At 69.8% G+C, this 23,091-nt stretch carries 23 protein-coding genes and 1 tRNA gene; 9 read left to right on the forward strand and 15 right to left on the reverse strand.

The window, feature by feature from the left end; translation table 11 throughout:
* Positions 1 to 26: 26 nt before the first annotated feature.
* The 4 genes from GNT64_RS00975 to GNT64_RS00990 all read right to left on the reverse strand — a co-directional run bounded on the left by GNT64_RS00975 (position 27) and on the right by GNT64_RS00990 (position 5,816).
* Positions 27 to 2,933 (reverse strand): valine--tRNA ligase, encoded by a 2,907-nt coding sequence (locus GNT64_RS00975; RefSeq protein WP_156677830.1) that lies wholly within the window; start codon positions 2,931 to 2,933, stop codon positions 27 to 29.
* A gap of 124 nt (positions 2,934 to 3,057) precedes the next feature.
* Positions 3,058 to 3,579, reverse strand: a complete 522-nt coding sequence (locus GNT64_RS00980) for a PopZ family protein (RefSeq protein ID WP_156677831.1) — start codon at positions 3,577 to 3,579, stop codon at positions 3,058 to 3,060.
* Between the two features lie 15 nt (positions 3,580 to 3,594).
* Positions 3,595 to 5,154 (reverse strand): TolC family outer membrane protein, encoded by a 1,560-nt coding sequence (locus GNT64_RS00985; protein WP_156677832.1) that lies wholly within the window; start codon positions 5,152 to 5,154, stop codon positions 3,595 to 3,597.
* A gap of 14 nt (positions 5,155 to 5,168) precedes the next feature.
* Complete coding sequence (locus GNT64_RS00990) at positions 5,169 to 5,816, reverse strand: protein-L-isoaspartate O-methyltransferase family protein (protein ID WP_156677833.1); 648 nt, start codon at positions 5,814 to 5,816, stop codon at positions 5,169 to 5,171.
* A gap of 207 nt (positions 5,817 to 6,023) precedes the next feature.
* Between GNT64_RS00990 and GNT64_RS00995 the strand changes: the two genes are divergently transcribed.
* A tRNA-Cys gene (locus GNT64_RS00995) sits at positions 6,024 to 6,097 on the forward strand.
* 87 nt (positions 6,098 to 6,184) lie between these two features.
* Here the strand turns inward: GNT64_RS00995 and GNT64_RS01000 are convergent.
* The 3 genes from GNT64_RS01000 to GNT64_RS01010 form a co-directional block, all read right to left on the reverse strand.
* Complete coding sequence (locus GNT64_RS01000) at positions 6,185 to 6,925, reverse strand: Crp/Fnr family transcriptional regulator (RefSeq protein WP_156677834.1); 741 nt, start codon at positions 6,923 to 6,925, stop codon at positions 6,185 to 6,187.
* Positions 6,926 to 7,009: 84 nt separating this feature from the next.
* Positions 7,010 to 7,267 (reverse strand): DUF6894 family protein, encoded by a 258-nt coding sequence (locus GNT64_RS01005; protein WP_422396613.1) that lies wholly within the window; start codon positions 7,265 to 7,267, stop codon positions 7,010 to 7,012.
* A 104-nt stretch (positions 7,268 to 7,371) separates the two neighbouring features.
* Positions 7,372 to 7,614, reverse strand: coding sequence for a DUF5818 domain-containing protein (locus tag GNT64_RS01010; protein ID WP_156677836.1), 243 nt, complete (start codon positions 7,612 to 7,614; stop codon positions 7,372 to 7,374).
* Between the two features lie 168 nt (positions 7,615 to 7,782).
* Between GNT64_RS01010 and GNT64_RS01015 the strand changes: the two genes are divergently transcribed.
* A complete protein-coding gene (locus tag GNT64_RS01015) occupies positions 7,783 to 8,250 on the forward strand; it encodes an EF-hand domain-containing protein (protein ID WP_156677837.1) in 468 nt (155 codons plus the stop codon).
* A 68-nt stretch (positions 8,251 to 8,318) separates the two neighbouring features.
* Here GNT64_RS01015 and rplI read toward each other — a convergent pair whose 3' ends face one another.
* From rplI to GNT64_RS01040, 5 genes are all read right to left on the reverse strand, one after another.
* A complete protein-coding gene (rplI, locus tag GNT64_RS01020; RefSeq protein ID WP_156677838.1) occupies positions 8,319 to 8,906 on the reverse strand; it encodes a 50S ribosomal protein L9 in 588 nt (195 codons plus the stop codon).
* Between the two features lie 12 nt (positions 8,907 to 8,918).
* A complete protein-coding gene (rpsR, locus tag GNT64_RS01025; protein ID WP_025292255.1) occupies positions 8,919 to 9,143 on the reverse strand; it encodes a 30S ribosomal protein S18 in 225 nt (74 codons plus the stop codon).
* 15 nt (positions 9,144 to 9,158) lie between these two features.
* The gene (gene rpsF, locus GNT64_RS01030) at positions 9,159 to 9,620 is read right to left on the reverse strand and encodes a 30S ribosomal protein S6 (RefSeq protein ID WP_156681351.1); all 462 of its coding nucleotides are present in this window, start codon (positions 9,618 to 9,620) and stop codon (positions 9,159 to 9,161) included.
* 259 nt (positions 9,621 to 9,879) lie between these two features.
* Complete coding sequence (locus tag GNT64_RS01035) at positions 9,880 to 10,470, reverse strand: carboxymuconolactone decarboxylase family protein (RefSeq protein WP_156677839.1); 591 nt, start codon at positions 10,468 to 10,470, stop codon at positions 9,880 to 9,882.
* An 88-nt stretch (positions 10,471 to 10,558) separates the two neighbouring features.
* The gene (locus GNT64_RS01040) at positions 10,559 to 12,526 is read right to left on the reverse strand and encodes a M61 family metallopeptidase (RefSeq protein WP_156677840.1); all 1,968 of its coding nucleotides are present in this window, start codon (positions 12,524 to 12,526) and stop codon (positions 10,559 to 10,561) included.
* Positions 12,527 to 12,689: 163 nt separating this feature from the next.
* On the opposite strand from GNT64_RS01040, the gene fabD reads away from it, so the two are divergent.
* Both fabD and fabG read left to right on the forward strand, forming a co-directional pair.
* Complete coding sequence (fabD, locus tag GNT64_RS01045; protein ID WP_156677841.1) at positions 12,690 to 13,625, forward strand: ACP S-malonyltransferase; 936 nt, start codon at positions 12,690 to 12,692, stop codon at positions 13,623 to 13,625.
* Between the two features lie 237 nt (positions 13,626 to 13,862).
* Positions 13,863 to 14,603, forward strand: coding sequence for a 3-oxoacyl-[acyl-carrier-protein] reductase (gene fabG / locus GNT64_RS01050; RefSeq protein ID WP_156677842.1), 741 nt, complete (start codon positions 13,863 to 13,865; stop codon positions 14,601 to 14,603).
* Here fabG and GNT64_RS01055 read toward each other — a convergent pair.
* Entirely contained in the window at positions 14,557 to 15,789 is a 1,233-nt protein-coding gene (locus GNT64_RS01055) for a glycosyltransferase family 87 protein (RefSeq protein WP_156677843.1), read from the reverse strand. The genes fabG and GNT64_RS01055 overlap by 47 nt on opposite strands.
* Positions 15,790 to 15,916: 127 nt before the next feature.
* On the opposite strand from GNT64_RS01055, the gene GNT64_RS01060 reads away from it, so the two are divergent.
* From GNT64_RS01060 to mltG, 3 genes are all read left to right on the forward strand, one after another.
* Positions 15,917 to 16,153 (forward strand): acyl carrier protein, encoded by a 237-nt coding sequence (locus GNT64_RS01060; RefSeq protein ID WP_145150105.1) that lies wholly within the window; start codon positions 15,917 to 15,919, stop codon positions 16,151 to 16,153.
* Positions 16,154 to 16,276: 123 nt separating this feature from the next.
* Positions 16,277 to 17,536, forward strand: a complete 1,260-nt coding sequence (gene fabF, locus GNT64_RS01065; RefSeq protein WP_156677844.1) for a beta-ketoacyl-ACP synthase II — start codon at positions 16,277 to 16,279, stop codon at positions 17,534 to 17,536.
* A 3-nt stretch (positions 17,537 to 17,539) separates the two neighbouring features.
* Positions 17,540 to 18,535, forward strand: a complete 996-nt coding sequence (gene mltG, locus GNT64_RS01070) for an endolytic transglycosylase MltG (RefSeq protein ID WP_156677845.1) — start codon at positions 17,540 to 17,542, stop codon at positions 18,533 to 18,535.
* A gap of 24 nt (positions 18,536 to 18,559) precedes the next feature.
* On the opposite strand, the gene GNT64_RS01075 is transcribed toward mltG, so the two are convergent.
* Both GNT64_RS01075 and GNT64_RS01080 read right to left on the reverse strand, forming a co-directional pair.
* A complete protein-coding gene (locus GNT64_RS01075) occupies positions 18,560 to 19,489 on the reverse strand; it encodes a right-handed parallel beta-helix repeat-containing protein (protein WP_156677846.1) in 930 nt (309 codons plus the stop codon).
* A gap of 87 nt (positions 19,490 to 19,576) precedes the next feature.
* Positions 19,577 to 20,101 (reverse strand): CHAP domain-containing protein, encoded by a 525-nt coding sequence (locus tag GNT64_RS01080; RefSeq protein ID WP_156677847.1) that lies wholly within the window; start codon positions 20,099 to 20,101, stop codon positions 19,577 to 19,579.
* Between the two features lie 259 nt (positions 20,102 to 20,360).
* Here GNT64_RS01080 and typA point away from each other — a divergent pair, with 259 nt between their 5' ends.
* Together typA and GNT64_RS01090 are read left to right on the forward strand one after the other, a co-directional pair.
* Positions 20,361 to 22,181, forward strand: coding sequence for a translational GTPase TypA (gene typA, locus GNT64_RS01085; RefSeq protein WP_156677848.1), 1,821 nt, complete (start codon positions 20,361 to 20,363; stop codon positions 22,179 to 22,181).
* A gap of 114 nt (positions 22,182 to 22,295) precedes the next feature.
* Positions 22,296 to 22,952: a cysteine hydrolase family protein gene (locus GNT64_RS01090; protein WP_231639170.1), complete on the forward strand. Its 657-nt coding sequence runs from the start codon at positions 22,296 to 22,298 to the stop codon at positions 22,950 to 22,952.
* Positions 22,953 to 23,091: the final 139 nt, after the last annotated feature.

Genomic DNA, 23,091 nt, shown 5'->3' on the forward strand with positions numbered 1-23,091 from the left:
GAGACCGTGTCGGCGGACAGCCCCGGTCAGCCAAGTCGGGCGAGCGCCGCCTCCAGCCGCTCGATCTCGGCGGCGAACGCCACCAGCCGCTCCCTGTTCTCCTCCACCACCTCGGGCTTGGCGCGCTCGACGAAGCTCGGATTGTCGAGCTTCTTCGTGGTGGCGGCGAGTTCCCTGGTCGTCGCCGCGATCGTCTTGGCGAGGCGCGACCGCTCGGCCGCCAAATCCACCACGCCCTCCAGCGGCAGCACGTAGGTCGCCTCGTCCAGCACCAGTTGCAGCGCGCCGCCGACTGGGGCCGGATCGGCACTGATCCCCTCGATGCGGGCGAGCCGGGAGAGCGGGGCGGACTGGCGCTCCAGCCGGGCGCGCGTCTCGGCCGAGGCGTCGCGCACGTGCAGCGGCAGCTTCGCGCCCGGCGGCACGTTCAGCTCCGTGCGGGCGGCGCGCACGGCCGAGACGAGGCGGACGAGCCAGTTCACCTCTGCCTGCGCTGCCGGATCGATCGCGCGCGCGTCCGCCATCGGCCATTTGGCGAGGATCAGGTCGCAGGGCCGATCGCCCAGGGCGTGCCACAGTTCCTCGGTGATGAACGGCATGAACGGGTGGAGCATCACGAGGATCTGGTCGAGCACCCAGCCGGCGACGGCCTTCGTCTCCTCGCCGATCTCGCCTTTGATCAGCTCCAGATACCAGTCGCAGAAGGTGGCCCAGGTGAACTGGTAGATCGTGTTCGCCGCCTCGTCGAAGCGCAGGTCGGCGAGCGCGAGATCGAGCGCCTGCACCGTCCGCACCGTCTCGGCCACGATCCAGCGGTTGACCGGCGCGGCCGCCGCCGGCGGCTCCAGCGACTGCGAGGCGCCGATGCCGTTCGACTGCGCGAAGCGGGCGGCGTTCCACAGCTTGGTGGCGAAGTTGCGATACCCCTCCACGCGCCGCTCATCCAGCTTGATATCGCGCCCCTGGCTCTCTATCGCGGCCAGGGTGAAGCGCAGCGCATCCGCGCCGTAGCGATCGATCAGGCCGAGCGGATCGACCGTATTGCCCTTCGACTTCGACATCTTCGACCCGTCCGGCGCGCGGACGAGGCCGTGGAGGTAGAGCGTCTTCCAGGGCTTCGCGCCCATGAACTCGAACCCCTGCATCGCCATCCGCGCATCCCAGAAGAACAGGATGTCGAAACCGGAGACGAGCACGTCGCTGGGATAGTGGCGGGACAGCATGCTCCCCCTCCCTTTCAAGGGAGGGGGCTGGGGGGTGGGTGACGCCGGACGCCTGTCGAGAGCGGCGTCACCCACCCCAACCCCTCCCTTGAAAGGGAGGGACTCTTCGCCACCGCCCGGCCAGCCGAGCGTGGCGAACGGCCAGAGGGCGGAGGAGAACCAGGTGTCGAGAACGTCGGGGTCACGGAAGATCGTGATCTCGGGCTCACGATCTGGCGGCCAAATTGTTTTTACGACTTGATGCATCTCTTCCTGTTCAAGGATTTGAATGCGATCGGGCGCCACGCCGTAATACTGAGATGCAGACGATCGAATTTCTTCGTCTGACGCGCCAACGAATCCGATATTTCCCGCGATCGATCCACGAGCAGGGTCGTTGTTGACGCTCAGTTGAAGGCCGAGAGCGGGATTAGCGGCTGCAACGGCCGGCCTCTCTGGACCAAAGCAGGCGGGTATGCGGTGCCCCCACCACAACTGCCGCGACACGCACCACGGCTGGATATTCTCCAGCCACTGATACCAGGTCTTCTTCCAGCTTTCCGGCACCACGCGGATGTCGCCGGAGCGGACGGCGTCGATCGCCGGGCCGGCCAGCGCCTTGGCGTCGACATACCATTGGTCGGTCAGCCACGGTTCGATCACCACGCCGGAGCGGTCGCCATAGGGCGTCTGGATGACGCGCGGCTCCACCTTCTCCAGCACGCCCGCCGCATCCAGCGCGGTGACGACCGCCTCGCGCGCGTCCTCCACCATCAGGCCGAGATACGCTTCCGGGATCAGCCCGTCGGCGGTCTGGACGATGCGCGCCTCGGCATCGAGCATGTTCAGCATCTCGGCCGCCTTGAAGCCCGCGCGCCGGCCCACCTCGAAATCGTTGAAGTCGTGCCCCGGCGTGATCTTCACCGCGCCGCTGCCGAGCGCCGGATCGGCATGCTCGTCCGCGACGATCGGGATCAGGCGGCCGGTGATCGGCAGGCGCACGTTGCGGCCGATCAGCGCCAGGTAGCGCTCGTCCTCAGGATGCACCGCCACCGCCATGTCGGCCAGCATCGTCTCCGGCCGGGTCGTCGCGACGGAGATGTGGCCGGAGCCGTCCTCCAGCGGGTAGCGCAGGTGCCAGAAGCTGCCCTGTTTCTCCCGCGTCTCCACCTCGAGGTCGGAGATGGCGGTCTTCAGGCCGGGATCCCAGTTCACCAGCCTCTTGTCGCGGTAGATCAGCCCCTTGGCGTGCAGATCGACGAACACCTTGACGACGGCCCTGGAGAAGCCCGGGTCCATCGTGAAACGCTCGTTCGCCCAGTCGCACGATGCGCCCAGGCGGCGCAGCTGCCGCGTGATCGTGCCGCCGCTCTCCTCCTTCCACGCCCAGACGCGTTCGACGAACTGGTCGCGGGTGAGATCGGTGCGCTTCTGGCCGCGGTCGTTCATCTGCCGCTCGACCACCATCTGGGTGGCGATGCCGGCATGATCGGTGCCGACGACCCACAGCGCATCCTTGCCCTGCAGCCGGGCGTGACGGATCAATATGTCCTGCAACGTATTGTCCAGCGCGTGGCCGATGTGCAGCGAGCCGGTGACGTTCGGCGGCGGGATCAGGATCGTATAGGGATCGGCCTCCGGCCGGGCCGGGCGGAAGCGGCCCTCCGCCTCCCAATGGGCGTACCAGCGCGCCTCGATGGCGGCGGGATCGAAGGTCTTGTCGATGGTCATGGGGGCGCGTCTTAGAGCGTGATCGTTCGGGGTGGAAGCGCGTCGCGCGGCCGGTGAGCGGACCGGGCGGCACGGACGTCGATCCCGCCTGCGGTGCGGGACGCGGCGATCCGGCCGGAAGCGGCTACAGCGCCTTGCCGGTGATGCGGGCGATCTCGCGCGCCACCAGCGACTCGACGAGCTCGGGCAAGCGGGCGTCGAGCCACTCCTTGAGCATCGGCCGCAGCAGCTCGCGCACCAGATTGTCGAGGGTGTTGTCCGCGCCCGGCGTGCGCAGCACCATCGACGACAAGGAGGAGAGCGCCTGGCGGCTGGCGCAAGCGGCGTCCTCCGACACCAGCGAGGGCAGGGGATCGGCGACCGGCGGCGGGGTCGGTGCCGCCGGCGACAGCGGCGCGGCGCGCGGCTGCTCGCGCGCGGGCGGCGGCGTGGCGGCGATCTCGGCGACCGGAGGCGCCGGTGGTGGCGCGGCGGGAGGGACGAGTTCGGTGAGTTCCAGCACCGGCTCCGGCTCCGGCTCGGCTGCGACCGGCTCGGCGCGGGGTCGCGGCCGGCTGCCGTTCAGGGCGAGGCCGTCGTCGGCGATGATGCGCTTGATGGAGGCGAGGATCTCCTCCATCGACGGTTCGGTTCGAAGATCGCCCATGTCCATGCTTATCGATCAGTTTCGCGGGCTTGTCACGGGGGTGCCGGCGGGCGGCGGGGCCGCTTTCGGCGCGGTGACGGGCGTCGTCACCGGCGGCGTGGTGGCGGGGTTCTTCGTGCCCTCGCGGGTGGCCTCCGGCGCCGGCGCGACGGCGGGCTGGGTGGAGGTGAGCCCCACGGTGCGGCTGGCGACCGGCTGCGGCCTGGGGTCGCTGTCCCAATCATTGATCCGGTGGCGGACGCGGCGATAGTTGATGTCCGGATCGTAGAGCGGCCCGCTGTCCAGCCCCAGGTCGCGCGCCTCGGCCTTGCCCATCGAGGCGAGCAGGGTGAAGCCGGCGACATAGGCGTCGCGCCGCGCCGAGACGAGCGTGACGCGGCTGTTGAGCAGTTCCTGCTCCGCGTTCAGCACGTCCAGCAGGTTGCGCGTGCCGACGCCCTGTTCGGCGCGGGTGCCCTCCAGCGCCAGCTCGTTGGCCGAGACGGCGACCTCGGACGAGCGGATCACGTCCTCCGACGCGCGGAAGCGGGCGTAGGCGGTGCGGGTGTCTGCCACCACCGACCGCTCGGTGGCGGTGATGTTCTCCAGCGCCACGCTCTTGGCGGCCTGCGCCTGGCGGACGCGGGCGCCCGGCTCCCCGCCCTGGAACAGCGGCAGCGAGGCCTGCACGCCGGCGGTGGCCGTCTTGTCCCTCTGCACGAACACCGCGCCGACGGACGAATTGCCAAGCGTGCCGAGATAGTCGGTATAATCGGCATTGGCGAAGGCGGAGATGCGCGGCAGGCGCAGGGAGCGGGCGACGCCGATGTCGTAATCGGCCGCCTTGCTCTGCTGGCGGACCGTCTCCAGCGCGGGGTTATTCTCCACGGCAATATCGACCGCGTCGTCCGGGTTCGGCGGGAAGGCGGGCAGCGGCGGCGGCGGCTCCAGATTCTCCGGGAACTTGCCGACGATGCGCAGGTAATTCTCGCGGCTCGCCTCCAGCTGCGCCTGCGCGCTCACCAGCTGGCTGCGGGCGAGCTCCAGCCGCGCGTCGGACTGGGCGACATCGGTGCGCGTGAGATCGCCCACCTCGAAGCGATCGCGCGAGGCGCGGGCGTTCGTCTCCAGCACGCGCACGTTGCCGGCGTTCAGCTCGACGATCGACTGGTCGCGGATCACGTCCATATAGGCGGCGACGGTCTCGCTGAAGAGATTGGCCTCGGTGGAGCGCAGCTGGCCGCGCCCGGCATCCACGCGCGCATCGGCCGCCTTGATGCCGTTGCGCACCTGCCCGCCGCTGTAGACCGGCACCTGCAGGTTCACAGCGCCGCCGGCCGCACGCCGCGGGGCCGAGAAGCTGTTGGCGGAGCGCTTGAGGAACTCGTTGTAATTGCCCGTCGCGGCGAGGTCCGGCAGCCCCTGCGCGCGGGCGATGGCCGAGTTCTCGTCGACCGAGCGCAGGTTGGCGCGCGCGCCGAGCAGGGTGGGGTTGTTGCCGTAGACGCGGGCGAACGTCTCGCGCAGGGTATCGGCGCGGACCGGGCCGGCCGCGCCGGCGGCCAGCACCAGGCCGGCCAGCAATATGCGCCGCATCCGCCCGGCCCCGATCAGAAGCTGAACACCGGCGGCCGGGCGAAACCGGGCAGCGGCACGCCGTCCACATCGGCGAAGGCCGCGGTGCCGAAGCCGCCACCGGCCTTGCGACCGATGACGAGCCGCGCGACGCCGCGATCCGCGAGGCCGGCGGCGAGCCGTCCGTCGGGCGCCAGCTGATCGATCAGCGCATCGGGAATGGCCTCGACCACGCCGTCGACGAGGATCAGGTCGTACGGGCCGGCCGCGGCCCAGCCCTCGGCCAGCGGGCCGATCGCGCCGGTCACGTTCTCGGCCGGCGGGGCGGTGGCGATCGCCGGCAGCGCGGCATCCTCCTCCAGCGCGACGACCGATGCGACGAGCCGCGCCAGCAGGGCGGCCGCATAGCCGCTGGCCGCGCCGACCACCAGCGCGCGATCCGCGGGCCGGGGCGCCGTCGCGGTCAGCAGCCGGCCGGTCGCCATCGGCAGGTTGAGCGAGCGGCCGTCCGCCAGCGGCACCGGCCGATCGGTATAGGCGAAGGCCGCCTGCGCCGCGGGCACGAAGCGCTCGCGCGGCACCTCGCGCATCGCGGCGACCACGCGGGCATCGTTGACGGCCGTCGTGCGCAGCTGGCTCGCCACCATCGCCCGGCGCATCGATTCAAAGCTGTGATCGCTCATGGAACCCCTCATAATGCCACGACGTCCGGCCGTTCCGTCGCACAACTGTCTTAGCCATGCAATACACCATTTCCCGGCGTCCGCTTCTACCCGCTCGGACAGGCGGCGCAACCGGCGTTCGGCCTACCGACCTATATCCGGGGTTTGACACCCGGGGTTTGACAAGGCCGGCGAAACCCATCATCTGCGCGCCCTGCCACGCAGCGCGGCCCGATGGCGGAGTGGTTACGCAGAGGACTGCAAATCCTTGCACGCCGGTTCGATTCCGGCTCGGGCCTCCAGCGCAGCCGAAGATGGCGAACCTCCCTTCCCGGCAGGGAGTAGCGCGCCAAACGTCACCGAAGCCTTTACGATCGGCCGCTCTGCGGTCAGTCGGGGGTCGACGCCGGCAGGTGCAGATAGTCGCAGCTGAAATCGCCGACGCGGGCCAGATTGGCCCAGTTCGTCACCGTCACCGATCGCTGCGTGCGGCTGATCAGGCCCAGCTCCTCCAGCCTCTTCAGGGTGCGGTTGACGTGGATCGGCGTGAGGCCGAGCGCGTCTGCCAGCTGGTCCTGCGTCATCGGCAGTTCGTAGCACAGGCGATCGGCGAGGCCGGCCGCCTCCATCCGCAGGCCGAACTCGCACAGCAGGTGGGCCAGGCGGCTCAGCGCATCGCGCCGGCTGTTGCTGGCGATCCACTCCCGGAAGATCGATCCGTCGACGAGCGTGTCGTACCACATCGCCAGCCCCACATTGGGGAAGCGGAAGGCGACATCGACGATCGCCTCGCGCGGGATGAACGCCACGTCGATCTTCGTCAGCGCCTGCACCGAATGATCGGCGTGGCGCAGCAGCGAGTTCTGCAGATCGACGATATCCCCGCGCATGTGGATCGCTAGGATCGAGCGGCCGCCGCCATCGACGACCTTCTGGCGGAACGCCACGCCGGAGACGAGCAGGCAGGAGGTCGTCGTACTGTCGCCCTGCCGCACGATATAGCCGCCGGGGCGCAGCGTTTCCGCCCGGCACGGCAGCGCCAGTATGGCGTCGCGATCCGCCTCGTCGAGCGGCTTCCACTGCTGTAGCTTCTGCACCATCGGCAGGAGCAGGGGAGTGTCGCGCGTCATCGCCGCCACGCCGCCGGGCTCGTGGCGCTGGCGCCGGCGGGGCGTGCGGCGCGGCTTCGTCTCGATGGGGTCATCGCCGGATGGTCAGGACGCGATGGCAGGATCGGGCGATCGCGATGCGTCGATCGCCAGCGTGATGACCGTGAACAGCAGCGATCCGCCGTCGTCCGTCACCTCCACACGCCACTGGCCGGCGTTCCACAATGTCTCGGGATTGCTCTGCAGCACCTCGCCGGCATAGCGGACCGCCATGAACCGTGCCTCCTGCTCGTTTGCCAGATCGATGCCCTCGGGATCGCTCACCCGTTGACCGTTCACCGAACCGAAGTGGTAGCGTGGCACCTCGGCATTCCTCCCGACCCACCTGCAGCATACGCGCCCGCCCGATCGAAGTTCCCAGTTTCGCCCCCAACCGCCGGACGCGCGGACGATCGCGCGCCGTGCGATCAGGAGAGGCTGCGAACGGGGCCGATCGCCTCCACCCAGATCAGGCTGGCGCCGTAGCGACGGCCCGTGATCTCGACATCCTCGTCCAGCAGGTGCAGCGGTATCGGATCGAGTTCCAGCCAGACGTCGGCATCCGCCCCGTGGAGGGCGAAGGCGCCTTCCTTGGCGATGAAGCGGCCGGTGGCGCGGCAGCGTGCCGCGCCGGTCTCGGCCGCCGGGGGTGGAGCGCGCTCGTCAGGCATAGGTGGACCTCCCGCCGGTGAGCCTCAGGTACGTCCTCTCCGCCGCCAGCCTAACCGTTCGATGCGCCCTTGCAATCGCCTTTCACCGGCGAGTCGCCAATCCGCCGGGGCCGCGTCATTCGCGGTTCAGCTTCGTTCATCGAGGAGGCGGGCGGTTCAGGCGGGAGGATGAGGATGCGGCTCGGTTCATGTCTTGCAGGCGCGCTGGCGGTGCTGGCGCTGGCACAGGCGGCGGGTGCGGCGCCGCAGAAGCCCAAGCGCGCGGCGGGCGACGTGACGCGCGCGCAGATGGTCGCCGAGGTGAAGCAGGTGTTCGATCGCGCGGATACGAACAAGGACGGCTTCATGAGCCGCGCCGAATTCCGCGTGCGGATGGGTGCGGTGCTGAACCGCACGCCGCCCGGCACCGCCGGCGCGCCGACGAAGGAGGAGGCGCAGCGGATGCTGGATGCGGCCGACGCCGCCTTCACCGCGGTGGACAGCAATCGCGACGGCAAGCTCAGCCGGGCGGAGGCGAGCCAGCGCCCGCTCGCCGCCTTTGACGCGATGGACCGCAACCATGACGGCGTGCTGAGCCTGGCCGAGAAGCAGGCCGCGCACGGGCGCCGCGCCGCGCCCGTCGCCGCGCCGCGCTGACGGCAAGAGGCCGCCCGGATCGCTCCGGACGGCCTCTCGTGAACCGGCGAGGCGGCTCGGCGAAGGGCTCAGCCCTGCGCTTCGTCCTCGCGGTCGGTGGCGATCTCGCCGGGCTCGGCGTTGGGATCGTAATCCTCGGTGAAGCCCGATTCCTCGCGCTCGAACATCGAGGCGGCGACATCGACGCCCTGCGCCTGGAGATCGGCCTCTTCCGGCGAGCGGGCGACGTTGATCTTGATTGTCACCGACACTTCCGGATGCAGCTGCACCTTCACCTCGTGCAGGCCGATATTCTTGATCGGCCGATCGAGCACGATCTGGCTCTTGGCGAGCCTGGTGCCGTCCGCCTCCAGCGCCTCGACGAGGTCGCGGGTGGAGACGGAGCCGTAGAGCGCGCCGACGTTGGACGCCTGGCGGATCAGGGTCAGGCTCTTGCCGTCCACGTCCTTGGAGGCGACCTGCGCCTCCGCCTTGCGGTTGGCGTTGTCGGCCTCGATCTGGGCGCGGTTGGCCTCGAACACCTTCTTGTTGGCGGCGTTCGCGCGCAGCGCCTTCTTGCGCGGCAGCAGGTAGTTGCGGGCGAAGCCGTTCTTGACCGAAACGACATCACCGATGGCGCCGAGCTTCTCGACGCGCTCGAGCAGGATCACGTCCATGATCTGCGCTCCTTACTTGACGATGTACGGAAGCAGCCCGATGTGCCGGGCGCGCTTGATCGCCTGGGCGAGCTCGCGCTGCTTCTTGGCCGAAACGGCGGTAATGCGGCTGGGGACGATCTTGCCCCGCTCGGACACGAAGCCCTGCAGCAGGCGCACGTCCTTATAGTCGATGCGGGGCGCGTCCTTCGCGGAGAAGGGGCAGCTCTTGCGGCGACGGAAGAATGGGCGGGCCATAGTCTCTTATCTCCTTCAGGCCGCGCGGTCGTCGCGGGGGCGATCCTCGCGCGGGCCACGATCCTCGCGCGGGCCGCGGTCGCCGCGGTCGCGGTCGCCGCCACGGCCGCCGCCCGGGCCGCCGCGGCGGTCGCCACGGTCGCGCTCGCTGCGCTCGTTGCGGCGCATCATCGCCGACGGGCCGGCCTCATGCTCGTCCACGCGGACGGTCATGTAGCGGATCACGTCCTCGTTGATCGCGGTCTGGCGCTCCAGCTCGGCGACGACACCGGCCGGCGCGTCGATCTCGAGCATCACGTAATGCGCCTTGCGGTTCTTCTGGATGCGATAGGCGAGGCCGCGCAGGCCCCAGGTCTCGGTCTTGACGACCCGGCCATTGCCTTCGTTGACGATGTTGGTGGCGGCTTCCGCCAGCGCATCGACCTGGGCCTGTGCCAGATCCTGACGCGCGAGAAACACATGCTCGTAGAGAGCCATGCTCACGTCCTTCCTTGTGCCGATCGCTGACGCCGCCCCGTGCGGTCGCCCCTCCGGCTTGCTTCGAAGCGGCGGGGCATAGAGAGGTGCGCGCAGAAAGACAAGGACACATCGATCAACCCCGCTCATCCTGAGTAGCGACTGAGCGAAGGCGAAGGCGCGTATCGAAGGACGATGGCGATCCTTCGAGACGGGCCTTCGCCGTGCTCAGTCCCTCCTCAGGATGAGCGGGGGAGGGACAGGCCGGAGCCTGAGGCCGCTACCGCACCACCACCGCCTCGTTGCGCCACGGCGTCACCGGCGCGGTCTTGTCCTGGAAGGCCTCGGGCAGTTCCTCGGTCATGTCCATCACCGCGCCCAGCCGGCCGAAGCCGACGCAGAAGGCCACCCAGCTCGCCAGCTCGACGATCTGGCCCTCGTCGAAGTGTCGCCGCAAGTCGGCGAACAGCGCGTCGCCGATCGAGAGATGGTCGGTGGCGAACCTGTCGGCGTAGCGTAGCGCCACCTTCTCCGCGTCGGTGAGGTCGGGCGCCTCCATCGGCTTCTCCAGCGAGCAGACGAGGGTTTCGTCCACCCCGTCCTCCTGCGCGTCGCGGTAGCGGATCGCCATGCAGCTGCGGCACTGGTTGTGGAAGGCGATGCGCAGGCGGACGAGCTCGATCAGCCGCTCCGGCAGGGTGCGATCGGCCTTGATGCCGGCGCCGAGCGCGATCAGCCCCTTGGCGATGGCCGGGCGGTGCGCGAACATGCGCATCGTGCCCTGTTCCAGCGGCGTCGCCTCGTCGGCGCGGAACATCGCTCTCAGTTCCGGATCCCAGTCGGCGGCGTCGATCTTCGCGATGCGGCTCATGGCTCTCTCCTCGTTCTCGGCCGGGTTGGTGGCACCGATCGGCGGCCGCGTCTGCTGCGCTTTGGGCGAGGGCCGGGGCGATACCGCCCTACCGCCGCGGCAGCAGCAGCCGGTCGAGCGGCGCCTCGCCCTGCGCCACCTTCTCCAGCCGGGGATAGAGCAGGCCGCCCTTGTACGGGATGGATACCGTCACGTAGCGGTCGCCGCGCTTGACGAGCAGCTCGATCGGCCTGGCCGACTTCGCCGCGTCGGTGATCGCCGTCTTCAAGGCGCCGCCGTCGTCCGCATCGTAGGCGCGGCCATCGACGGCGAGGAGCGTGCTGCTGGCGGTGATGCCGGCGGCGAAGGCCGGGCTGTCCCAGATCACCTGCGTCACCTCGCCGCTCTTGTTCAGGACGAGCCCAAGCGAGTAGCTGAAGTCGACGATCTTGCGCGCCGTCTCCTCCGATTTCCAGTAGGCGGTCGGCTCTGCGGTGTAGACCAGGCGGTAGCCGCCGCGCGCGATCCAGTCGAGCGGGGCGGCCCTGGCGACATCGTCCACCCGCGTCTTCAGAAAGCCGGCCCAGTCGAACGGGGCGACGCCGTTCAGCGTCTGCACCACGGTGTCGAGATCGTAGGTGGAGACGCCCCAGTCGCGATCGCCGGGGCCGAAGAAGGCGCGGGCGAAATCGTCGAGCGACTTGCGGCCGCCGGTCAGCTCGCGGATCTTCATGTCCGCGTCCAGCCACAGCAGCAGGCCCTCATTGTAATAATCCTCCGATCGTTGCCAGCTGAGCCACGGCTGCGGCCGCCTGGCCGACATGATCGGATCGTTGGTGGTATCGGCCAGCGGCCGCCACTGGCGGCCGGGCCGCTTCTCGTGCAGCGCCGCGATCATCGCGTAGGCGGCGAGCGTATCCTCCTTCGAGACAATGCCGGAGCGGGCGCCCAGCACATAGCCCCAATATTGCGTCTGCCCTTCGTACACCCACAGCAGCGAATTGCGCATCGGCATCGAGAAATCGGGCGTGAACAGGTCCGCGCCACGGCGATACTTGCCGTCCCAGCTGTGGGTATATTCGTGCGGCAGCAGGTTGTGGCGGCCGGCATTGGCATCCCACTTGGTGAAATAGCCGGGCACGACGCCGTTCTCGCTGGATCGGTGATGCTCCAGGCCGATGCCGCCCTGCCGCTCGCTGATGGCCAGCAGGAAATCATAGTGGTCGTAATGCTGCGATCCGAACAGCTTCACCGCCTGCCGCACCAGCTCGCGATGCTTCTCGATCTGGTCCGGCGTGGCGGCGAGTTCGCCGGGCGTGTCGGCGACGATGTTGAGGCGGACGCCGGGGGCGAGCTGTTCCTGGCGGAAGAAGCGGCCGGCGAACATCGGCGAATCGACGAGATCGTCGAAGTCGATCGTCTTGAACGCCACGGTGCCGGTCGCGGCCGGGTCGCGCGGTTCCAGCGCGGTGCCGTAGCGCCAGCCGGCGGGCAGGATGGCGGTGGCGTCCACCGGTATGCCGCGGGTGAAGTAGCCCGCCGGGTAGAAGGCGACGAGGTTCCACTGCAGGTTCAGCATGTCCGGCGTGGCGACGATGCGGCCCTGGGCGGCGCTGGTGGGCGACAGATACTGGAACTCCGCCATCACCTCGGTCGCGCCGGCCGGCACGTCCAGGTGGATGGCGTAGACGTTCACCGGATCGCGCCGCCACGCGATCGTCGCGCCCCCGGCGGTGAAGCGGAAGCCGGCGACGTCGTCGATCGGGCCGCGCGGGGCGTGGTTGCCGGGCAGCCACTCGGGATAGAGCAGGGTCAGGCGGGTGGTGCCGGCGGCGACGGGGATCACCTCCTTCACCCGGAAGATGCCGCGCGCGGTGTCGGTGGCGTCCACCGTCAGCCGGATCGTGCCGGGATAGGGCATGTCGCGCGCGGGCGGGATGGTGGCGGGCAGGGCGGTCGGCTGCGGCGCGCTCTGCGGCACCGGCTGGGCGAGCGCCGGCGCGGCGGTGGCGAGCAGGGCGGCGGACAGCGCCGTGGCGAGGGCCGTGGACAGGGCGGAAAGCGGGGCTGGGCGCATGGTGGCTCCGGTGCGTTCGATCATGACCGCCTGCCTGTCCGCTCGGGCAGGCGTCGTCAATCTGTCATCCGGCCGGGCGGTCGTCCGGCCGGGCCTTGCCTTCGGCGCGCGGCCTACCTAACCGGCTGGACCTTGTTTTCGATCCGGAGCGGAGCCTCTTCCCATGCGCGCATTCCTCTTTCCCGGGCAGGGCAGCCAGGTCGTCGGCATGGGGCGCGACCTCGCCGATGCGAGCGCCACGGCGCGGGAGGTGTTCCAGGAGGTGGACGAGGCGCTTGGCCAGCACCTGTTCCGCCTGATGGCCGACGGGCCGGACGCGGACCTGATGCTGACCGAGAACGCCCAGCCGGCGATCATGGCGAACGCCGTCGCCACCTTGCGCGTGCTGGAGCGCGAAGGCGGCGCGCGGCTGGCCGAGAAGGCCGATTTCGTCGCCGGCCACAGCCTTGGCGAATATAGCGCGCTGTGCGCCGCGCAGGCGATCGACCTCGCGACCACGGCGCGGCTGCTGAAGACGCGCGGGCGGGCGATGCAGGCGGCGGTCCCGGTGGGCGTCGGCGCGATGGCGGCTCTGCTCGGTGCCGACGTCGCCAGGGCGCAGGCGCTGGCGGAGGCGGCGGCCGAGGGGCAGGTCTGCACCGTCGCCAACGACAATGATCCGACGCAGGTCGTGATCTCCGGCCACCGCGAGGCCATCGAGCGGGCGGTGGCGATGGTGAAGGAGCATGGCATCAAGCGCGGCGTGCTGCTGCCCGTCTCGGCGCCGTTCCACTGCGCGCTGATGCGCCCGGCGGCGGAGGCGATGGCCGAGGCGCTGGCCGCCGCCGATCTGCGCCCGCCGCTGGTGCCGGTCTACGCCAACGTGACGGCGGCGCCGGCGGCCGACCCCGACACCATCCGCGACCTGCTGGTGCGGCAGGTGACGGGCACCGTGCGCTGGCGCGAGAGCGTGGCGGCGATGGCGGCGGCCGGCGTGACCGACTTCGTCGAGTTCGGCGGGAAGGTGCTGGCGCCGATGGTGAAGCGCATCGCCCCCGACGCGACCGTGACGAGCGTGGTGGCGATGGCCGACATCGAGGCGCTGGCGAAGCGGCTGTAGGCGCGGAACGCGGCCGGGATCGAAGTTTATCTCCTTGTGTCGAGCGCAGTCGAGACACGGCTGGCGGCACTCGAAACCATCGCCGTTATGCTAGACGCGACCGCAGCGTCCCTCGACTGCGCTCGGGAAAAGGTGAAGCTGGTCTCTCGACTGCGCTCGGGACAGGGAGAAGCGGGCTTCACTCGTTCGGGATGCGGCGGGTAGACGATCCGGTCACGGATCAGGAAAGGAAACAGCATGTTTGACCTCGATGGCATGACCGCGCTCGTCACCGGCGCGTCGGGCGGTATCGGCTCGGCGATCGCGCGCGGGCTGGCGGGGCAGGGGGCGCGGCTGGCGCTCAGCGGCTCGAACGCAAGCAAGCTGGAGGCGTTCGCCGGAGAGATCGGTGGCGATCACGCCATCCTTCCGTGCGACCTCGCCGATGCGGCAGCGGTGGACGGGCTCGTGCCGCGCGCGGCGGAGGCGCTCGGCGGCAGGCTCGACATCCTCGTCAACAATGCCGGCGTTACGCGCGACAACCTCGCCATGCGGATGAAGGACGAGGAGTGGGATCAGGTGATCCGGGTCAACCTGGAAGCCGCGTTCCGCCTGGTCCGCGCCGCGGCCAGGCCGATGATGAAGGCCCGCTTCGGGCGCGTCATCTCGATCACCTCGGTCGTTGGCGTCACCGGCAATCCGGGGCAGGCGAACTATGCCGCCTCCAAGGCCGGGCTGATCGGCATGTCCAAGGCGCTGGCGCAGGAGCTGGCGAGCCGCGGCATTACGGTGAACTGCGTCGCGCCCGGCTTCATCGCCTCGGCCATGACGGACGCGCTGCCGCAGGCGCAGAAGGATGCGCTCACCACCCGCATCCCGGCGGGCAAGCTGGGCGAGGGCGCGGATATCGCCGCCGCGGTGGTGTATCTCGCCAGCCGCGAGGCCGCCTACGTCACCGGGCAGACGCTGCACGTGAACGGCGGAATGGCGATGATCTGAGCGGGGCCGCGGCGTCCAGCAGCACCGCGCGGCGCAGCGCCAGCGCGAACACGGCGGCGGCGGCGATCAGGGCGACGGGCACGCCGGTGAGGGCCGTGGCGGCGCGGGCGAACAGCGGCGCGGCCCAGGCGAAGGCGAGCAGGCTCGCCTCCCACCGCAGGCGCCCGCGCGCGCCGGCGTCCGCCGCCAGGAAGGCGATGGCGACGCCGAGCATGACGAAGTCGTAGTCGAGCACATAGGGGGTGGAGAGCAGGGCCGCCGCCAGCACCGCCGCGTTGCGCACCGCCGGCGCCGCCCGCGTGGCGAGGACGGCGCCGGCCACGGCGAGGACGGTCACGATCGTCTGCGCGGCATAGGCGGCCGGCACCGCCCCGCCCCACATCCGCACGAACGAGAAGGCGCTGGCGATCTTCTCCCACCCGGTCGAGCCCTGCTCGATCACCACGGTGCGGGTGAGCGGCAGCGAATCGAGGAAGGCCCGCCACACCGGCCAGCCCCACGCGACCAGGGTGGCGGCGCACAGCAGCGCCGCCGATGCCGCCGCCCCGGCGATCGCCCGCCAGTGCCGCCCGGCTATCAGGACGAGCGGCAGCAGCACGGCGAACTGCGGCTTGTAGACGAGGCAGCCGATCAGCAGCCCGGCCGCGAACGGCCGGCGATCGAGCAGCAGCAGCCCGCCGCCGAGCAGGGCGGCGGAGAGGAAGCCGTTGTGGCCGTGGCCGAGGCAGACGAGCACCACCGGCGCGCCGAGCGCGACGCGCAGGGTGAGCGGGTGCGGCACGATGCGGCGCACCAGCAGCAGCGCCGGCGCCAGCGTGGCCGCCTGCCACACGATCAGCGCCGGCACGTAGGGCATCGTCGCCAGCAGCGCCGCCACCAGCAGGAACGGCGGCGGATAGTGCCAGCCGTAGAAGGGCACGGCCGGATCGTGGTGCGCCGCCACCTGCACGGCATGGTGCGCCGGCCAGTTCCACGCCAGCGCGGCGCGGCCGTGATCGGCCATCCACCCGGCCGTCCAGACGTTGGAGAAATCGGTGCCGAGCGGCCGGCCGGCCGCATCCAGCGTGCCGTGCGCGCCGAGCGCCAGCACCGCCAGCGACAGGATCGTGGCGGCCAAGGTCATGGCCGAAACGGCACGGACGCGGCGTGCCGTCAGCCAGTCCCCGGTGGCGATCTTTTCCAGCATCGGCGCAGCCTAGCCGCGCCGCCGTTAGATAGGGTTAACGTGCTGCGACGCGCAACGCGATGTGCTTGCCAGCGGCGACGCCCCCGTCTAGGGCACGGCAAAACACGGCCCGAAGGAAGGTGACACCATGAGCGAGACCGCCGAGCGCGTTAAGAAGATCGTTGTCGAGCATCTGGGCGTGGAGGCCGAGAAGGTCACCGAGGACGCCAGCTTCATCGACGATCTGGGCGCCGACAGCCTCGACATCGTCGAACTGGTGATGGCCTTCGAGGAGGAGTTCGGCGTCGAGATTCCCGACGACGCGGCCGAGAAGATCGCCACCGTGAAGGACGCGATCAGCTATATCGAGGCGAACAAGGGCTGAGCCCGTAGCGGCCGGGCCGCGCCAAGAGCCGACAGGTTACAGCGGCTCCCCGGCCTGGGGCATGATCGGGCCGGGGGGCCGTTTGCCGTTGGACGAACAGGATCATAAGGACAGGAGAGAGCCATGCGCCGCGTGGTCGTAACCGGATTGGGGCTCGTCACGCCGCTGGGCGCGGACGTGGAGACGGCGTGGGCGAACATCCTCGCCGGCAAGTCGGGCGCGGGGCAGATCACCCGCTTCGACACCGCCGGGCAGAAATGCACGATCGCGTGCGAGGTGAAGCCGGCCGACCACCCCTATGGCTTCGATCCCGGCAAACGCGTGGACCACAAGGTGCAGCGCCAGGTGGATCCGTTCATCGTGTTCGGCATCGATGCCGCCGGCCAGGCGCTGGAGGATGCCGGCCTGACCGAGATGACCGAGGCGGAGCGGTTCCGCGCCGGCTGCTCGATCGGCTCCGGCATTGGCGGCCTGCCGGGCATCGCCAGCGAATCCCTGATCTGCGAGAATAAGGGGCCGTCGCGCGTCTCGCCCCATTTCGTCCACGGCCGGCTCATCAACCTGATCTCGGGCCAGGTCTCGATCAAGTACGGGCTGATGGGGCCGAACCACGCGGTCGTCACCGCCTGCTCCACCGGCGCCCACTCGATCGGCGATGCTGCGCGGATGATCGCGATGGACGATGCCGACGTGATGCTGGCGGGCGGCGCGGAGGGCGCGATCTGCCCGCTCGGCATCGCCGGCTTCGCGCAGGCCAAGGCGCTCTCGACGCGCAACGACGAGCCGGAGAAGGCGAGCCGCCCCTACGATAAGGATCGCGACGGCTTCGTCATGGGCGAGGGCGCCGGCGTGGTGGTGCTGGAGGAATATGAGCGGGCCAAGGCGCGCGGCGCGAAGATCTACGCCGAGGTGATCGGCTACGGCCTCTCCGGCGACGCCTATCACGTGACGGCGCCGCACCCGGAGGGATCGGGCGCCTACCGGTCGATGGAGATGGCGCTGCGCAAGGCCGGCCTGGCGCCTGCCGACATCGACTATATCAACGCCCACGGCACATCGACGCCGATGGGCGACGAGCTGGAGCTGGGCGCCGTGCGGCGGCTGTTCGGCGATGCGCTGGGCAACGTCTCCATGTCGTCGACCAAGTCGGCGATCGGCCACCTGCTGGGCGGCGCGGGCGCGGTGGAATCGATCTTCTGCATCCTGGCGCTGCGCGACCAGATCGTGCCGCCGACGATCAACCTCGACAATCCGAGCGACGGCTGCGTCGGCGTGGACCTGGTGCCGCACGTGGCGAAGAAGCGCGAGGTGCGGGCGGTGCTGAACAACTCGTTCGGCTTCGGCGGCACCAACGCCAGCCTCGTGATGCGCAAGGCCGGCTGAGCCATGGCGCGGCGCGGCCGGTCTGGTAAGGTCGGCCGCTGGCTGATCCTGGTGGCGGTGCTGGCGGCGCTGGCGATCGGCGGCTGGGCTTATGTGACGCGCGGCTGGAAGGCGGCCGGGCCGCTCTCGGCGGAAACGGGCGTGACGGTGCCGGAAGGCGCATCGCTGGCCGCCGCCGCGCGGGCGCTGGAGAAGGCCGGCGCGATCCGATCGACCACCGGCTTCCTGCGCGACGTGAAGCTGTTCGGCACGACCGACCCGATCCGGGCCGGCGAATATGCCATCCCGGCGCGGGCCAGCGAGGCGGAGATCCTGGCGCTGCTGCAATCCGGCAAGGTGCGGCAGCGGCTGGTGGTGGTGCCGGAGGGGATGCCCTCCATCCTGGTGCAGCAGCGGCTGGCGACCCAGCCGCTGCTGACCGGGCCGGCGGCGATCCCGGCAGAGGGATCGGTGCTGCCCGACGGCTACAGCTTCGAGCGGAACGAGGCGCGCGCCGCCGTGCTGGCGCGGATGCAGGCGGCGATGACGAAGGCGCTGGCGGAGGAGTGGAAGCGGCGCCGGCCGACCACCGCCGTCGCCAGCCCGCGCGAGGCGCTGATCCTGGCCTCGATCGTGGAGAAGGAGACGGCGCTCGCATCGGAGCGGCGGATGGTGGCGGCGGTCTACTCGAACCGGCTGCGTGCCGGCATGATGCTGCAGGCCGATCCGACCACGATCTACCCGATCACCCATGGCAAGCCGCTGGGCCGGCGCATCCGCAAGTCCGAACTGGCGGCGGTGAACGGCTACAACACCTATGCGATGGCGGGGCTGCCGGCGGGGCCGATCTGCAACCCGGGCCGCGCCTCGATCGCGGCGGTGCTCGATCCCGCCGACAGCCGTGCGCTCTACTTCGTGGCGGACGGGAAGGGCGGGCACGTGTTCGCCGAGACGCTGGCGCAGCACAATGCGAACGTGCAGCGTTACTACGCCCTGAGGCGCGCGCGCGGAGAGATGTAGGGTGCCGCTGCCGGGGCGCCGATCTTAGCGCGTCTCGAACGGCTTGATGCCCTTGCCCAGCATGTTGGGCGAGACGGTGAGCGGCTCGTGGCTCCAGTCGGCCACGAACACGGTCGGCCAGGTGATGCCCGGCGCCAGCGACGCCTTGTTGCCCGTCACGCGCAGGCCCGCCGATGGCGTCTCGCGCGCTTCCGGGGCGACGGTGATGAAGGCGGAGTGATTCTCCTTGTCCGGCCCCTGGACGAAGGTGTTGCCGGTGATGCTGCCGGTGGCGCCGCTGGAGAGATCGATCATGTAGTTGGTCGTGTGGCCGCGCGTATCGTCGAAGCTGGAATCGCTCACGGCGATGCGGCGGGCGCGGCTCTTGAGATAATGGCCGCCACGCCCCCGCTCGAAGCGGGAGCGGACGACGGTGAGCGAGCCGTAGGCGTTGACGTACACGGAGTGCGCGCAGGACATGCCGCGATCGCAGCGGCCGAGGCCGGCGAAGCTCGAATCCTCGATACGGATGCTCGACGCGGGATCGTCGGCGGTGAGGATGCCCTCCTCGGAATCGCGGAAGATGGCGTTGCGGACGAGCAGCGGGCCTTTCTCCAGCCGGATGCCGGCGCCGTTGGCGTCGGGCACGCGGATGTTCTGGAAGACCAGGCCGTCCACCACCGCATCCCGCCCGCGCAGCACCAGCACGGCCTTGCCCTCGCAGGCGGTGCCGTCGAAGATGGCGGTGCGCGGGGTGACGGCGCGGTAGGCGATGCGGCCCGCCTCCTGCACGGCGCAGTCGCGATAGGTGCCGGGCGCGATGCGGATCACGGCATCGCGATCGCCGATCGACTTCACCGCATCGTCGAGCCGGTAGAAGCCCCTGCCGCTATCCTCGATCGTGAACGGCGCCGGCCCCTGCGCGGACAGCGGAGCGGCGATGGCGGCGGCGAGCAGGGCGAGGGCGATCTTCATGGCAGGCGTCTCCCGGAGAGTTCGTTCTCTGCGGGGCGGCGCGGCGGAAGTCGATATCAATAGGTGGTTAACCGCGTTGCGTCGCGTTCAGCGATCCAGCATCGCCACTTCGGTCGGGCGGCCGTCGGCATCGGCCTTCGCCCCGCTCTTGTCGGCGTAGATGAAGCCGAAGGCGGGATAGGCGCGGGTGCCGAGATCCTTAAGCGGGGCGTACCACACGCGCACCTGGCTCCAGTCGCCCTTCGGCGAGGTGTCCATCACGGTGACGTCCTTCTCCACCTGCCCGCGATGGCCGTTGATCAGCGACCAGTTGGCGTGCGTCACCTTGATGATGCGATCGCTGACGACCTTGCTGACGGTGGCGACATGGCCCGAGCGCATCGAGCCGATCGCCTTGAACACCAGCACCGCGCCGGCCTTGGGCACGCTGCCCTGGGCGTAGCGGCCAACCGCCTGCTGCCACCAGCCGGCGGCGGCGCCGAACAGCTGGATGCCGGAGATCATGCGGGCGAACGGCGCGCACTGCCAGGAGGCCGCCTGGGCGCCGGTGCTGCCGAAGCAGGCCGCAAGAAGGAGCACGGAACCGAACAGGTTCCGGGTGGTTTTCATCATCTGGATTCGCGCCCCGACTTCGTGTCGAGCCTTGGGTAGCCAGGGTCGGTTAAGGCTGTGAACCCTTCGCCTCGCCCTTTGCGGCGAGGCGAGCCGATCCTGCGTTCGGTGCGCCGCAGCATCGAAACGGCTGCGACCTTCGTCTGATCCGGCTTGCGACGTTCGTCGCGACCGCCGGCGGAGTGCCGCAGGGTTGTTGCATCGCCATATTTCCGTTATGCGCGCGGCCAAATCCCCTCATCTTCAGGACCACACGACCATGAGCCTCCGCAACGTGGCGATCATCGCGCATGTCGATCACGGCAAGACGACGCTCGTCGATCAGCTGTTCCGCCAGTCCGGCACGTTCCGCGACAATCAGCGGATCGAGGAACGGGCGATGGATTCGAACGATCTGGAGAAGGAGCGGGGCATCACGATCCTCGCCAAGTGCACCTCCGTCGAGTGGGAGGGCACGCGGATCAACATCGTCGACACGCCGGGCCACGCCGATTTCGGCGGCGAGGTGGAGCGCATCCTCTCGATGGTGGACGGCGTGATCCTGCTGGTCGACAGCTCGGAAGGCGCGATGCCGCAGACCAAGTTCGTCACCGGCAAGGCGCTGGCGCTGGGCCTGCGCCCGATCGTCGTGGTCAACAAGATCGACCGGGCGGACGAGCGCACGCAGGAGGTGCTGGACGAGGTGTTCGACCTGTTCGTCAGCCTTGAGGCGAACGACGACCAGCTCGACTTCCCGGTGCTGTTCGCCAGCGGCCGCAACGGCTATGCCAGCGAGGACGCCGCCGCGCGGGAGGGCACGCTGCGCCCGCTGTTCCAGAAGATCGTCGATCACGTGCCGGCGCCCTCGGCCGATCCGGACGGGCCGTTCAAGTTCCTCGTCACCCTGCTCGACCGCGACAATTTCCTTGGTCGCATCCTCACCGGCCTCGTCTTCTCGGGCTCGGTGAAGACGAACATGCCGATCCACGCGCTCGACAATGACGGCAACATCGTGGAGACGGGCCGCGCCTCCAAGATCATGACCTTCCGCGGGCTGGAGCGGGTGCCGACCGAAGAGGCGAATGCCGGCGACATCATCTCGATCGCCGGGCTGACCACCGCCACCGTGTCGAACACGATCGCCGACCCGACCGTCAGCGAGCCGCTGCACGCCCAGCCGATCGACCCGCCGACGCTCTCGATGCGCTTCGCGGTGAACGATTCACCGATGGCGGGCCGCGAGGGCAGCAAGGTGACGAGCCGCATGATCCGCGACCGCCTGTTCCGCGAGGCGGAATCGAACGTGGCGATCAAGGTGACGGAAGCGGCCGACAAGGACAGCTTCGAGGTGGCCGGGCGCGGCGAGCTGCAGCTGGGCGTGCTGATCGAGACGATGCGCCGCGAGGGCTTCGAGCTCGGCATCAGCCGGCCGCGCGTGCTGTTCCGCGAGGATGAGGACGGCAAGCGGACGGAGCCGTACGAGACGGTGGTGATCGACGTGGACGAGGAGTTCTCCGGCACCGTCGTCGAGAAGATGAACATCCGCAAGGCGGAGCTGACCGACATGCGCCCATCCGGCGGCGGCAAGACGCGGATCACCTTCTCCGCGCCGTCGCGCGGGCTGATCGGCTATCATGGCGAGTTCCTGTCCGATACGCGCGGCACCGGCATCATGAACCGGCTGTTCGAGAAGTACGGGCCGCACAAGGGCAATATCGAGGGCCGCAAGAACGGCGTGCTGATCTCGAACGGCGCGGGCGAGGCCAATTCCTATGCGCTGGGGCCGCTGGAGGAGCGCGGCATCCTGATGGTGGGGCCGGGCGAGGCGCTGTACGAGGGCATGATCATCGGCGAGAACGCCAAGACGGACGACCTTGAGGTCAACCCGATGAAGGCCAAGCAGCTGACCAACTTTCGCGCATCCGGCGGCAAGGACGACGCGATCCGCCTCACCCCGCCGCGCCGGCTGACCCTGGAGCAGGCCATCGCCTATATCGACGATGACGAGATGGTGGAGGTGACGCCGAAGAACATCCGCCTGCGCAAGCGCCACCTCGATCCGCACGAGCGCAAGCGGGCGAGCCGCGCCAAGGCGGCCTGATCGCGCTTCGGACAGGGGCGGTGGGCGGAGGCGCCCGCCGCCCTTTTTCCGTTACGGAACCTGCGCACGACGATGCCGTTACGCCTCCGTCAGGAACGGGAGGCGGCGTAAGCGATGGAGATGGCGGGCGCGGCCGGAGCGGCGAGCAATGGCGCGGAAGCGGCGGGGGCGATCGCACCCGCCCGCGATCGCAGTGGCGGGCGGACGGCCCTGCTGATCGTCGACATGATCAACGATCTCGACTTCGTCGGCAGCCGGACGATGCGCCGCGATGCGGTGCGGATCGCGGCCACGATCGCCGACCTGCGGCGGCTGGCGGCGGCGCGCGACGTGCCGGTCGTCTTCATCAACGACAATTTCGGCCAGTGGCATTCCGAGCGGACGCGCCTGGTGGAACATGCCCGCCGCCCCGGCAGCCAGGGCCGCGCGATCGTGGACCAGCTGGAGCCGGACGCGGAGGACTTCTTCGTCATCAAGCCGCAATTCTCCGGCTTCTACGCGACGAACCTGCCGGTGCTGCTGCCCAAGCTCGGCGTGCGACGGCTGATCCTCACGGGTCTCGCCACCGACATCTGCGTGCTGTTCACCGCCGCCGACGCGCACATGCGCGACTATGACATGTGGGTGCCGCGCGACTGCGTGGCCGGCACCAACCCGGAACGCGACCGCTGGGCGCTGGAGCTGATGCGGCAGAGCATGGCGGCCGAGGTGCGGCCGACCAGCGAACTGACGCTCGACGCCTGGCTCGGCAACCCGGCGACGCAGGGCTGATCGCGGCACGCCCGGCCGGCGCGCGCCATCGAGCAATGAAACGTCGCACCAGCGGCAGGTAGGCGGGGTGGACGACGGCGGCGCCGCATTGTTATCGCGGGCCGACCGCCGCCCGAGGGGACCATCATCTTCGCACGAT

Origin of the sequence: Sphingomonas profundi (assembly GCF_009739515.1) — a bacterium.
GTDB classification, from domain to species: Bacteria; Pseudomonadota; Alphaproteobacteria; order Sphingomonadales; family Sphingomonadaceae; genus Alterirhizorhabdus; species Alterirhizorhabdus profundi.